The sequence below is a fragment of the Pseudomonas lurida genome, assembly GCF_013522705.1.
Lineage (GTDB): Bacteria > Pseudomonadota > Gammaproteobacteria > Pseudomonadales > Pseudomonadaceae > Aquipseudomonas > Aquipseudomonas quebecensis.
Map to the genome: position 1 here is coordinate 47,634 of NZ_JAAMRE010000034.1, position 12,749 is coordinate 60,382.

Here is a 12,749-nt window from a genome sequence, read left to right on the forward strand (position 1 = left end):
GAATAAACACCGTTGTTTGTGGCGCCGGCTCGGAATTGCCATGGTGGCAATTCAGTTTCAATTAAGTTGCGACGGCTACCGTGACCGACGTAGGAAAACATCGTGTTACGGAGACTCATCATGAAGAGCCTCACAGCTCTATTCGCCGTCGGTATGATCGCCTGCATGGCGAACCAGGCCGGCGCCGTGGATCCCGACAAACCACTGACTGTGCCCGCCACTGTTACAATCGTCGCTTTTGATCAACTGGAAGCTGCGGCGCTGGCCCTGCATCCCGGTTCGACGTTGCTGGACACCGACCTGGACGAGGAATACGGCAAATACCTGTATCAAGTCGAACTGGAAGATGCCCACGGCGTTGAATGGGACATTGAATTGGACGCGCTCACCGGGCTGGTTCTCAAGAATCATCAGGATACGTAATGAAGGTAAATTTACGCGCCGGCGGCCGATGGGCGCTGGTGCTCATGGTGTTCTGCTCGGGCCTGGCGGCGCGCGACCTCAACCAGGATGAAGCCCTGGCGCTGCGCCAGCAGGGGGTGATCCTGCCGCTGGAGCAATTGCTGCAGCAGGCCATGGCGCGGCATCCCGGCTCGCGTCTGCTGGAAGCCGAGCTTGAAAAGAAACACGGGCAATATGCTTATGAAGTGGAGCTGGTAACCACCGATGGCGTGGTGCGCGAAATCAAGCTGGACGCCACCAGCGGCGTGCTGATCAAAGACGAGGAAGACTGATGCGCCTGCTCCTGGTGGAAGACAACGTACCCCTGGCCGACGAACTGCTGGCCGGCCTGCAGCGACAGGGCTATGCCGTCGATTGGCTGGCCGACGGGCGCGACGCCGTGTATCAGGGCCGCAGCGAACCTTACGACCTGATCATTCTCGACCTGGGCCTGCCCGGCCTGCCGGGGCTCGAGGTGCTGGCGCAATGGCGCGCGGCGGCACTGGCCACCCCGGTGCTGGTGCTGACCGCCCGTGATTCCTGGGCCGAGCGTATCGAAGGGCTCAAGGCCGGTGCCGACGATTACCTGAGCAAACCCTTTCACCCCGAAGAGTTGCACCTGCGCATTCAGGCGTTGCTGCGCCGTTCCCACGGCCAGGCCAACCAACCCACCCTGCACGCCGCCGGCCTGCACCTGGACGAAGGGCGCCAGTGCGTACTGCGCGACGGCGACGAAATCCAGCTGACTGCCGCCGAGTTCCGCCTGCTGCGTTATTTCATGTTGCACCCTGAGCAAATCCTGTCCAAAAGCCATCTGGCCGAGCATCTGTATGACGGCGAAACCGAGCGCGACTCCAACGTACTGGAAGTGCACGTCAATCACCTGCGTCGCAAGTTGGGCCGCAGCGTGATCGAAACCCGACGGGGCCAGGGCTATCGGTTTGGCGCCGGCGCGGCATGAAGTCGATTCAACGACGCCTGAGCCTGGGGCTGGTCAGCGTAATGGTGATCGTCGGGGTAGTGCTGGCGCAAACCAGCCTGTGGTTGTTCGAAGCCGGGCTGCAACGTTACCTGGAGGCGGGCTTGCGCAATGACGCTGAGAACCTGCTGGTGGCGTTGGTGCGTGGGCCCAATGGCGTACAACTGGACGAACACCGTCTGTCGCCGGCCTATCAGCGGCCATTTTCCGGGCATTATTTCCGTATCGATTTCGCCGACACCCATTGGCGCTCCCGCTCCTTGTGGGATCAGGAACTGCCGCGCCTGTCCGAGGCCGGTCTGAAAGGCAATCTGCAACTGGGGCCTGAAGGCCAGCAATTGCTGGTCCTGCGCTCGGACTACAAGCGCTTCGGTCATTCGATCTCTATCAGTGTGGCGCAGGACTACACACCCGTGCGCGAAAGCTTTCGCATGATGCGTCGGATCGGTCTGGTGCTGGGGCTGGCGGCGTTACTGCTGGTGCTGGCGCTGCAGCGCATCACCGTGCGCCGCGCCCTGCGCCCGCTGGAAACCGCGCGCAACCAGATCGCCCAATTGCAGCAGGGCCAACGCTCGCAGCTCGACACCCAGGTGCCGCTCGAACTGGAACCGCTGGTGGCGCAGATCAACCACCTGCTGGCCCACACCGAAGACAGCCTCAAACGCTCGCGCAATGCCCTGGGCAATCTCGGCCACGCCTTGAAAACCCCGTTGGCGGTGTTGCTGAGCGCGGCGTCCAGCGAGGCGCTCAAGGACCGCCCCGAGCTGAGCCAACTGCTGCGCGACCAGTTGGAGCACGTGCAACAACGCCTCAACCGTGAACTCAACCGCGCGCGCCTGGCCGGTGAAACCCTGCCGGGCGCCTTGTTCGATTGTGAACAGGAACTGCCGGGTCTGCTCGCCACCCTCAATATGATCCATGGCGAACACCTGGACCTCAGCTACCGCACACCTCCCGGTCTGCATTTGCCATGGGATCGCGAAGACCTGCTGGAATTGCTCGGCAACCTGCTGGACAACGCCTGCAAATGGGCGGATGCCGAGGTGCGCCTGACCATCAGCGAAACGCATACACATTACCTGCTGGCGGTGGAAGACGACGGCCCCGGCATTCCCGAAGCCCAGCGCGACCAGGTATTGAGCCGTGGCGCGCGTCTGGATGAACAGGTCGACGGTCACGGCCTGGGATTGGGCATCGTGCGCGATATCGTCGAGGTGTGGGGCGGCGTGTTGCAGCTGCAGCAGAGCGAGTGGGGCGGTTTGAAGGCGCTGATCGAATTACCCAAACGCCATGCGTGACGCATGGCGATCGGGAGTACGCCTCGTTGAAAGGTCTTCAACCTTCACACCCGGAACTGATCCATCAACCCCTGCTGCTGATTGGCCAGACTGTTCAACGCCTGGCTCACCCGCGCCGATTCATTGGCCTGCTCCGACAGCGACTCGGTCACGTCGCGAATGGTCGCCACGTTGTTGTTGATCTCCTCGGCCACCGCGCTTTGCTCTTCGGCGGCACTGGCGATCTGCAGGTTCATGTCGCTGATCACGGTGACCGCGTCGCCGATCTGGCGCAGCGCGGTAACGGCCTGGCCGACCTGTTCGACACTGCCCTGGGCCTGGCGATAGCTGTTGCCCATGGCGCCCACTACGTCGGTGGTGCCGCTCTGCAGGTGTTCGATCACCAGGCGGGTTTCTTCCACCGATTCCTGGGTGCGTTGCGCCAGGTTGCGCACTTCGTCGGCTACCACGGCAAAGCCACGGCCGGCCTCACCGGCACGGGCGGCTTCAATCGCAGCGTTAAGCGCCAGCAGGTTGGTCTGCTCGGCGATGCCGCGGATCACCTCCAGCACCGAACCGATTTTTTCGCTGTTGGCTGAAAGGCCTTCGACCCGCGTCATGGCCGTGCTCATGTCCGCCGCCAATTGGTCGATATTGGCGGTGGTGCGGTCGATCACGGTGAGGCCGGCGCGGGTGGCCCGGTCGGCATCGCGCGCGGCCTGGGCCGCCTGTGCCGCGCTGCGGGCCACGTCCTGGGCGGTGGCGCTCATTTCATGGGAAGCGGTGGCCACCTGGTCGACCTGGCGATACTGCTGCTCCATGCCGGCGCTGGTCTGGGTGGCGATCGCGGCGGATTGGTCGGCGGTGCCACGGGCGTCCTGCACCGAGCGTTTGACCTCGGCGATGATCGGCTGCAGTTTGTCGAGGAAGCGGTTGAACCAGCCGGCCAGTTGGCCCAGTTCATCGCGTTTGTCATAGGCCAGGCGCCGCGTCAGGTCGCCTTCGCCGCTGGCGATGTCTTCAAGCATGCGCGCAACGTCCAGGATCGGCCGGGTCACGCTGCGGGCCATCAACCACACCAGGATCAGGCCGATCACCGCCGCGAGCAGGCCCAGGCTCAGTTCCAGCAGGGTGCCACGGCTGTTGTGCGCGTCCATCTGCGCCTTGAGGATTTCGGCGGGGCCTACCAGGACTTTTTCCGGTACTTCAAGCAACACCCCCCACGGTTTGCCGCCGGGGATCGGCGCAAACGGCGCCAGTACCTTCAGCTGATGCTCGGTGCGCAGGCTGCTGATGCCCGTGCTGCCGGCCAGGGCACCGATCAGCTGCGCGCCGCTGTTGCGGTCGACCTGGTCCAGGCGCTGGCTGAGTTTGCCGGCGTCCGCGCTGTGCCCGGCGAGCAAGCCGGTGGGGCTGAGGATGCTGACCTGGGTCTGGCCGTCGTACAGCTTGTGGCTGGCCTGTTGGCTCACGGCCTGCAGACTGTTGAGGTTGATGTCCACCGACAGCGACGCGATGACCTTACCGTTGACCATCAGCGGGAACACGATGCTGGTCATCAGCACGTTCTGCCCGTTGATCACATAAAAATAGGGTTCGATCACGCACGGCTTGAGGGTGGTGCGCGGGCAGGTGAACCAGGCGTTGGCCTTTTCACCGCTGGGGCCGACGGCGGTGTCGGTCATGTCGCTTTCCGGCAGCGCCATCGAGGTCAACTGGCCGGGCGTCGGCTGCGACCAGTACAGGGCAAAGCGGCCCTTGTCGTTGCTGCCCAGCTCGGCTTGGCTCGCGAACAGTTCATCCTTGCCGTCCAGCGCATTGGCTTCGAATACCAGCGAAAGGCCCAGCAGGTCCGGGTTGGCCTGCAACGCGGCCTTGACCTGGCGGGTCAGGTCTTCGCGGGTGTCGAAGGCGTCCAGAAAGCGTTTTTCGGCCTGTTCGCGCAAGAACAGTACCTGGCGGGCAAAGCCATGACCATATTGGTAGGCGTCCATGAACTGCCGGCGAATCCCCAGCGCCTGCACCTCACCCTGGGCTTCGATACGCGCCTGGGCCGCTTCGTCGAGCATTTGCATGCTGGACGCTTTGACCTGCTCGGAATTCTGCGCCATGCGGTACAGCGACAACCCCACCAGCAGGCTCACGATTCCCAGCAGGCAGAGGCCGGCGAGCAGGGTGATTTTCCATTGAATGGAGAGTTGTCTAAGCGACATCGGACATCCTTACCTGAAAACACGAAGAGCCTGTTTATCGGCGGCTCTGACGGTTTCTTTATTCAAACGATCAATTTAAATCTGCCGGGAGCGCGCGTGCCTTAGCATCGGTTTTTGACATGCGGCCGCGCCTGCTGCAAAGTGCCCGCCCTCTAATAAGACCTCCTTGAAGCCTGCACGCCGGCCGCCCTCCCAATGGGCCGCCGGGGCGCGGGCATGCCTGTTTTTCTGTTTCTGCTTGAGGTAACCATGATTAACGCAGTCATCGCCGCGGTCGGCACCATGCTGGTGCTCAGCCTGTCCCGCGTGCATGTGGTCATCGCCATCATCGTCGGCGCGGTGGTGGGCGGTCTCACCGGCGGCCTGGGCATCGAGGCCACCCTCAGCGCTTTCAACGGCGGCTTGGGCGGCGGCGCGACGGTGGCGTTGTCCTACGCCTTGCTCGGTGCGTTCGCGGTGGCAATCGCCAAGTCCGGCCTGGCCCATGCTCTGGCGGACAAGGCGCTGCTGCTGGTGGACCGTCAGGAGGCCACTGGCGGCAGTCACGTCAAATGGTTGCTGATCGGCCTGCTGTGGGTGGTGGCGATTGCGTCGCAGAACATCCTGCCGATCCACATTGCGTTTATCCCGCTGCTGGTGCCGCCACTGTTGTACGTGTTGACCAAGCTGCAGCTGGACCGCCGCTTGATCGCCTGTGTGATGACCTTCGGTCTGATCACGCCGTACATGTTCCTGCCGGTGGGCTTCGGCAATATCTTCCTCAACCAGATCCTGCTGGCCAACGTAGCCAAGAGCGGGGTGGATATCAGCCAGGTCAACGTGACCCACGCCATGAGCCTGCCGGCGCTGGGCATGGTGGTCGGCCTGCTGGTCGCGGTATTTATCAGCTACCGCAAAAAACGCGTGTACGACCTGGAAAAAATCGAGCGGGTCGAGCAGGTGGCGGTGCAGTACAACCCGCTGACCCTGCTGGTGGCCGGTGTGGCGATTGCCTCGGCGTTTATCATTCAGTTGTGGCTGGACTCGATGATCATCGGCGCACTGGCCGGGTTCCTGATTTTCTCGGCTTCGGGCATCGTGCGCTGGCGCGAGACCGACGACCTGTTCACCGAAGGCATGAAGATGATGGCCATGATCGGCTTCATCATGATCGCCGCCTCCGGGTTCGCCGAAGTGCTCAAGGCCACCGGCGATGTGCGTTCGCTGGTGGAAACGTCGGCTGCGTTCATCGGCCACAGCCGTGGGGTCGGTGCGCTGTTGATGTTGCTGGTGGGGCTGCTGGTGACCATGGGCATCGGCTCGTCGTTTTCCACGGTGCCGATCCTGGCCGCCATCTTCGTGCCGCTGTGCGTGCAACTGGGCTTCAGCCCAATGGCCATCGTGTGCATCGTCGGCACGGCGGGGGCGTTGGGGGATGCCGGTTCGCCCGCGTCGGATTCCACCCTCGGCCCGACCTCCGGCCTGAATATCGACGGCCAGCACCACCACATCTGGGACACCGTGGTTCCTACGTTCCTGCACTACAACATCCCGTTGCTGGCGTTTGGCTGGCTGGCGGCGATGACTCTTTGACCCTGTCACTGTAGGAACGGGCGCGCTCGCTCCTACAGATAGTTTTCCATCGGCCGATACGCTCTCAAGTCGCCCAATAAGAGAGAAAAGCCATGCGTCTGAGCCTGAAGGCCAAAGTCCTGTCCCTTGCCGTCGTGCCGGTGTTGCTGTTCGCGGTGGTCATCAGCCTCACCACGGTGTGGATCCTCCAGGGCCAGGCGCGCAGTGAGGTGGATGAAACCCGCCAGCGCCTGCTCAATAACGCCAAGGCCACCCTGCAAAGTTATGTGGAAGTGGCCATGAGTACCATCAAGCCGCTCTACGATGCCGCCGCGCCCGGCGATACGGCGGCGCGGGCCGAGGTGGTCAAGCTGCTGTCCAACACCAGCTATGGCAAGGACGGTTATTTCTTCGGCTACGACTCCGAAACCATCCGCCTGTTCAAAGGCAACAGCCCCGACGGCGTGGGCAAGAGCTTCAAGGACAACCGCGACCCCAACGGCGTCTATGTCAATCGCGACCTGGTCAAGGTCGGCAAGGACGGCAGCCATTACCTGCAATACAGCTCGACCCAGCCGGGGCAGACCGAACTGGTGCCCAAGCTCGGCTACACCGAGTACCTGCCCAAGTGGGACATGGTCATCGGCACCTCGGTCAACCTCGACGGCATCGAAGCCCAGGTGGCGGTGGTCGAGGCCAAGGTCGAGAAGCGCATGGAAGGCGTGCTGCTGAGCATCCTCGGCGTGGCGGTGGTGGTGTTGCTGGTGATTGCCGCCGTGGGCATGGTGCTGGCCAATACGATTCTGCGCCCGCTGCATTTGATGAAAGCCAACCTCGACGATATCGCCGCAGGCGAGGGCGACCTGACCCGACGCCTGGCCATCACCAGCCAGGACGAACTGGGCGAGTTGGCCGGCGCGTTCAATCGGTTTGTCGACAAGATCCACGGCCTGGTGCGCCAGATCACTGAAATGACCGCGCAGCTCACCGGTCTGGTCAGTCAGGTATCCGACCAGGCCCAGCGTTCGGAGCAGGCCATGGAGCGTCAGCGTCACGAGACAGATCAGGTTGCCACCGCCATCAATCAAATGTCGTCCGCCGCCCAGGAAGTGGCGCGCAGCGCCCAGGGCGCCTCGGTGGCCGCGCAGCAGACCGACGCCGAAGGTCAGGCGGCCAAACGCGTGGTAGACGGCAGCATCGTGCAGATCCACGCGTTGGTGAACGATATCCGCAGCAGCGGCGTGTCCCTCGACAGCCTGCAACAGGACGTGACGTCGATTGTCAGCGTGTTGAGCGTCATCCGCTCGATCGCCGAGCAGACCAACCTGCTGGCCCTCAACGCTGCCATCGAAGCCGCGCGGGCCGGGGAGGCCGGCCGTGGTTTCGCGGTGGTAGCCGACGAAGTGCGCGCCCTGGCCAGCCGCACCCAGACCAGCACCCAGGAAATCCAGGGCATGATCGACCGCCTGCAAACCGGCACCGAGGCGGCCGTGCAAGCCATGCGCCGCTCCAGCGACGCCGGCGACGGCACCTCGGCCCAGGCCAACCAGGCCGGCGCATCGCTGGATACCATGGCCCAGTTGATCGCCACCATCAATTCAATGAACGCCCAGATCGCCAGCGCCGCCGAAGAACAGACCGCCGTGGCCGAAGAGATCAACCGCAGCGTGCATCAGATTGCCTCGGCGGTGGACAGCGTGGCCGATGAAACCCAACGGGGCGCCCAGACTTCGCGCAGTCTGGCGGAGCTGGGCCAACGCCTGGGGCAACTGGTCGGCCAGTTCAGGATCTGATCAGACGTCGCGCATCAACAAGCCAAAGCGCAGGTCCATCTCAACGGGCAGCGGTAGATACACCGTATGCCCGTCCCCCGGCGCCACGTCGATGGCTTCGTCCTTGGCGTTGCGCAGGCCGGCCAGATCGAAGTGAAAATTGCCGGTGGGCGTCATCAATTCCAGATGATTGCCCACGGCGAAGCGGTTCTTCACCTTGACCTCGGCCAATTCGCCCCGGCGCTCGCCGGTCAGCTCACCGACAAACTGCTGGCGCTCGGAGACCGAGCTGCCGTTCTGGTAGTTCTGGTATTCGTCGTGGACGTGGCGGCGCAGGAAACCTTCGGTGTAGCCGCGCTGGGCCAGGGACTCGAGGTCCGTCATCAGGTTGCGGTCGAACGCGCGACCGGCCACCGCATCGTCGATGGCGCGGCGATACACCTGGGTGGTGCGCGCGCAGTAGAAGTGCGACTTGGTGCGGCCTTCGATCTTCAGCGAGTGCACGCCCATATGGGCCAGGCGCTCCACGTGCTGCACGGCGCGCAGGTCCTTGGCGTTCATGATGTAGGTGCCGTGTTCGTCCTCGAAGGCGGGCATCTGTTCGTCGGGGCGGTTGGCTTCCTGCAACAGGAACACCTGATCGGTGGGCGCGCCGATACCCAGGGTCGGTTCCGGCGCGTATTGCTGGACGATCTCGCCGGTGGCGTTTTCCACCGCCGGGGTGGCCTGGTATTTCCAGCGGCAGGCGTTGGTGCAGGTGCCCTGGTTGGCGTCGCGCTTGTTCATATAGCCCGAGAGCAGACAGCGCCCGGAATACGCCATGCACAAGGCCCCGTGTACAAACACTTCCAGCTCCATGGCCGGCACGTGCTCGCGGATTTCGCCGATCTCTTCCAGTGACAATTCCCGCGACAGGATCACCCGGCAGATCCCTTGCTGTTGCCAGAACTCGACACTGGCCCAGTTCACCGTATTGGCCTGCACCGACAGATGAATCGGCATCTGCGGGAAGTGCCGGCGCACCAGCATGATCAGTCCCGGATCGGACATGATCAGCGCATCCGGGCCCATGGCGATCACCGGCGCCAGGTCCTTGAGAAAGGTTTTGAGCTTGGCGTTGTGCGGCGCAATGTTCACCACCACATAAAAGCGCTTGCCCTGGGCGTGCGCTTCCTGGATGCCCAGGGCCAGGTTGGCGTGGTCGAACTCGTTATTGCGCACCCGCAGGCTGTAGCGCGGTTGCCCGGCGTACACCGCATCGGCACCGTAGGCAAAGGCGTAGCGCATGTTTTTCAGGGTGCCGGCGGGGGCGAGCAGTTCGGGGGCGATAACAGTGGGCATGGCGTAGGGTCGCAAAAAGGCGCGAGGGTAGTGCAGGGCGGATGAGGGCTTATTGACCCAGGTCATTTTTGTATCGCTGTGTATCTCCAGGCGCTGTGGATACGTACCGAGGGGCGCGCGGCGATTTTCGACACAGGCGCGATACCTGCGGCGCTTTTAATCGGTTCCAACGAGGCACACCGCCTCGCTTCGACCCGAACCTGGAGCCTATCGCCATGAACCACAGCAAAGCCCTCTACGCCGCTTGCCTGTTCGCCGCCCTCAACCTCTGCACGCTGTCGGCGCGCGCGCAAGCCAGTGCCAACGAGCAGACCTACACCTACGGCACGCATCTGGACATCCGCAAAGTGCTGTCGATCACCGAAGACGCCGGGCCGTCCTGCGGCGTGGTGGGCGCGCGGATGACCTACCTCGACTCACACGGCACCGCACAGGTTCTGAACTACCAGAAAGTGTCCGACACCTGCATCGGCGACAACTGAGTTCGCCACGCGCGACCCGAGGTGAACATCATGCTACTGATCGCATTCCTGGGCGGCGTCCTGACCGTCCTCAGTCCTTGTATCCTGCCGGTGGTGCCGTTTCTGTTCGCCGGTGTCGACCGCACCCGCCGCTCAATCCTGCTGACCCTCGGCGGCATGGCGCTGACCTTTGCGCTGATCGCCAGCCTGGCGGTGGTCAGCAGCGAGTGGGTGGTACGCGCCAACGCCACCGGACGGCAGGTGGCGTTGATCGTGATGGTGCTGTTTGCGCTGTCGTTGATCAGCGCGCGGATCGGTGGCTGGCTGGCGCGCCCGTTCGTGCTGCTGGGTAACCGCATCGCTCCCGACGGCCGCGCGCTGTCGGGGCCGCTAAAGTCACTGCTGATCGGCATCGCCACGGGCCTGTTGTGGGCGCCGTGCGCCGGGCCGATCCTCGGGGTGATCCTCACCGGTGCGATGCTGCAGGGCGCCAATGCGCAGACCAGCCTGTTGCTGCTGGCCTATGGCCTGGGCAGCGCTCTGTCCCTGGGCACATTGATCTTCGCCGGGCGCGGCCTGGTGAACCGGCTCAAAGCGTCGATTCCGCTGACCGGTTGGCTGCGTCGGGGCGCCGGGGTGGCGGTATTGGCGGCGGCGGCGGTGATTTCCACCGGTGCCGACCGAACCCTGCTGGCTGGCACCTCGTCCGAGGGCGTCAGCCGCCTGGAGAGCGGGGTGCTGGAAAACGTGCCCAAGGTGGTGGATTACCTGGTCAGCAAGGTCAAGGCGGCGCCGCTGGCCGCGAACGACCAGGGTGCGATGCCGTCGCTGTCCGGTGCCGTTGAATGGCTCAACTCGCCGCCGCTGACCCCGCAGGCGCTCAAAGGCAAAGTGGTGCTGGTGGATTTCTGGACCTATGACTGCATCAACTGCCAGCACACCCTGCCGTATGTCAAAGCATGGGCTGAGAAGTACGCCAAGGATGGGTTGGTGGTGATCGGCGTGCACACCCCGGAATACGGGTACGAGCGCATCATCGACAACGTCAAGGCCCAGGTGCGCAGATTGGGCATCACCTACCCGGTGGCCATCGACAATAACTACGCGATCTGGCGCAATTTCGACAATCAGTATTGGCCTGCCCATTACCTGATCGATGCCAAGGGGCGCATACGCGGCAGCCACTTCGGCGAAGGTCGCTACGAGGCCCAGGAGCGGATGATCCGGGCACTGTTGGACGAGGCCAAGGCAGACGATTCGCACCCGTGAACAGGGCGGTTTACCGGTGTGCGATAAATAAGGGCACTCCCAGGTTTCGCAGCGGACTAAGCAACAGGGCCTACACAGGCCCGTTGCTTTTCTGACATGGACCGGACATGAACCAAACCACCCTGCAATTCAAAACCCTGTTGTTACTGCTGGTCCTGGTGACCGTCGCCTTTATCTGGATATTGCTGCCGTTTTACGGCGCGGTGTTCTGGGCGGTGATCCTCGGCATCATCTTTGCGCCCATGCAGCGCCGCGTGCAGCTCAAGTTTGGCTGGAACCGCAATCTCACGTCCCTGACCACCTTGGCCGCATGCCTGGTCATCGCGATTTTGCCGGTGATTATCACCAGTGCGTTGCTGGTACAGGAGGGCGCCACCCTGTACAAGAACATCGAAAGCGGCAAGCTGGATGTGGCCGGCTACATCGAACAGTTCAAGAACTTCCTGCCGCCGTATTTCCAGCACCTGCTGGATCGCTTTGGCATGGGCAACCTGGAAGGGCTGCGCGAGAAAATCGTCAAGAGCGCGATGCAGGGCAGTCAGTTCTTTGCCACCCAGGCGTTCAGTTTCGGCCAGGGCACGTTTGATTTCCTGGTGAGCTTTTTCATCATGCTGTATCTGCTGTTTTTCTTTTTGCGCGATGGCCCGGAGCTGGTGCGCAAGGTGCGCACGGCGGTGCCGTTGGCCGAACCGCAAAAGCGTCGCCTGCAGCTCAAGTTCAACCGCGTGGTGCGCGCCACGGTCAAGGGCAACGTGCTGGTGGCGGTGACCCAGGGCGCGTTGGGCGGGTTGATTTTCTGGTTTCTGGATATCCCCAGCGCGTTGCTCTGGGCGGTGCTGATGGCGTTCCTGTCTCTGTTGCCGGCGGTGGGCGCGGGCATCGTGTGGGGGCCGGTGGCGGCGTATTTCCTGCTGAGCGGGGCGATCTGGCAGGGCGTAGTGCTGGGCCTGTTCGGCGTATTCGTGATCGGCCTGGTAGACAACGTGCTGCGCCCGATCCTGGTGGGCAAGGACACCAAGATGCCCGACTACCTGATCCTGATCTCGACCCTGGGCGGCTTGTCGGTGTTCGGCCTGAACGGGTTTGTGATCGGGCCGCTGGTGGCGGCGCTGTTCATGTCCAGTTGGGCGCTGTTTGTCGAGAGCAAGCCGCGGGTCAAGTTGCCGTTGCCGTAAACCGGCCGCTTCACGCTTGCAATTGGTAGGTGGTGGCTTGCAACTGGTGTTCGGCGGCTTTCAACGAGGTGAGCGGGCCGGTAATGGGCTCGCCTTCGCGTACCAGGTACCAGCAAGCCAGCACACCCGAGGCGCGCAGAGGGGCGGGGACGGCACTGCCGATGACGGACATGATCTGAACACTGGGCATAAGGACCTCCAATCGTGGTAGGGGTCACCTTACGGGCCATGGCGGCTGAGGAAAAATCAACTGGCTCGATAGTCAACATC

Annotated in this window: 12 protein-coding genes and 1 pseudogene; 9 read left to right on the forward strand and 4 right to left on the reverse strand. The window is 63.2% G+C overall.

Going from position 1 to position 12,749, the window contains the following annotated elements:
- Window positions 1-120 precede the first annotated feature (120 nt).
- Genes G7025_RS23310 through G7025_RS23325 form a run of 4 tightly spaced genes read left to right on the forward strand, consistent with a single transcriptional unit; the run spans window position 121 to window position 2,718 of the window.
- Window positions 121-423, forward strand: coding sequence for a PepSY domain-containing protein (locus G7025_RS23310; protein WP_181081379.1), 303 nt, complete (start codon window positions 121-123; stop codon window positions 421-423).
- A complete protein-coding gene (locus tag G7025_RS23315; protein WP_181081380.1) occupies window positions 423-734 on the forward strand; it encodes a PepSY domain-containing protein in 312 nt (103 codons plus the stop codon). The genes G7025_RS23310 and G7025_RS23315 overlap by 1 nt, the downstream gene beginning before the upstream one ends.
- Complete coding sequence (locus G7025_RS23320; protein WP_181081381.1) at window positions 734-1,402, forward strand: response regulator transcription factor; 669 nt, start codon at window positions 734-736, stop codon at window positions 1,400-1,402. The genes G7025_RS23315 and G7025_RS23320 overlap by 1 nt, the downstream gene beginning before the upstream one ends.
- Window positions 1,399-2,718 (forward strand): sensor histidine kinase, encoded by a 1,320-nt coding sequence (locus G7025_RS23325; protein WP_181081382.1) that lies wholly within the window; start codon window positions 1,399-1,401, stop codon window positions 2,716-2,718. Before G7025_RS23320 ends, G7025_RS23325 begins: the two co-directional genes overlap by 4 nt.
- Before the next feature lie 44 nt (window positions 2,719-2,762).
- Here the strand turns inward: G7025_RS23325 and G7025_RS27195 are convergent, their stop codons facing one another.
- Window positions 2,763-3,518, reverse strand: coding sequence for a methyl-accepting chemotaxis protein (locus G7025_RS27195; protein WP_370694768.1), 756 nt, complete (start codon window positions 3,516-3,518; stop codon window positions 2,763-2,765).
- Window positions 3,519-3,620: 102 nt separating this feature from the next.
- Window positions 3,621-4,910: pseudogene (locus tag G7025_RS27200) on the reverse strand (HAMP domain-containing protein); the annotation flags it as partial.
- Between the two features lie 252 nt (window positions 4,911-5,162).
- Here G7025_RS27200 and G7025_RS23335 point away from each other — a divergent pair.
- Together G7025_RS23335 and G7025_RS27285 are read left to right on the forward strand one after the other, a co-directional pair.
- Window positions 5,163-6,482 (forward strand): Na+/H+ antiporter family protein, encoded by a 1,320-nt coding sequence (locus G7025_RS23335; RefSeq protein ID WP_181081413.1) that lies wholly within the window; start codon window positions 5,163-5,165, stop codon window positions 6,480-6,482.
- A gap of 92 nt (window positions 6,483-6,574) precedes the next feature.
- Window positions 6,575-8,254 (forward strand): methyl-accepting chemotaxis protein, encoded by a 1,680-nt coding sequence (locus tag G7025_RS27285; protein ID WP_181081384.1) that lies wholly within the window; start codon window positions 6,575-6,577, stop codon window positions 8,252-8,254.
- Here G7025_RS27285 and trhP read toward each other — a convergent pair whose 3' ends face one another.
- Window positions 8,255-9,574, reverse strand: coding sequence for a prephenate-dependent tRNA uridine(34) hydroxylase TrhP (gene trhP, locus G7025_RS23345; RefSeq protein ID WP_181081385.1), 1,320 nt, complete (start codon window positions 9,572-9,574; stop codon window positions 8,255-8,257).
- 215 nt (window positions 9,575-9,789) lie between these two features.
- Here trhP and G7025_RS23350 point away from each other — a divergent pair, with 215 nt between their 5' ends.
- The 3 genes from G7025_RS23350 (at window position 9,790) to G7025_RS23360 (ending at window position 12,479) form a co-directional block, all read left to right on the forward strand.
- Entirely contained in the window at window positions 9,790-10,056 is a 267-nt protein-coding gene (locus tag G7025_RS23350) for a DUF2790 domain-containing protein (protein ID WP_181081386.1), read from the forward strand.
- Window positions 10,057-10,086: 30 nt separating this feature from the next.
- Entirely contained in the window at window positions 10,087-11,304 is a 1,218-nt protein-coding gene (locus tag G7025_RS23355; protein WP_181081387.1) for a cytochrome c biogenesis protein DipZ, read from the forward strand.
- Between the two features lie 107 nt (window positions 11,305-11,411).
- Window positions 11,412-12,479, forward strand: coding sequence for an AI-2E family transporter (locus tag G7025_RS23360; protein ID WP_181081388.1), 1,068 nt, complete (start codon window positions 11,412-11,414; stop codon window positions 12,477-12,479).
- A gap of 10 nt (window positions 12,480-12,489) precedes the next feature.
- Here G7025_RS23360 and G7025_RS23365 read toward each other — a convergent pair whose 3' ends face one another.
- A complete protein-coding gene (locus G7025_RS23365) occupies window positions 12,490-12,669 on the reverse strand; it encodes a hypothetical protein (RefSeq protein ID WP_181081389.1) in 180 nt (59 codons plus the stop codon).
- Between the last annotated feature and the right edge of the window lie 80 nt (window positions 12,670-12,749).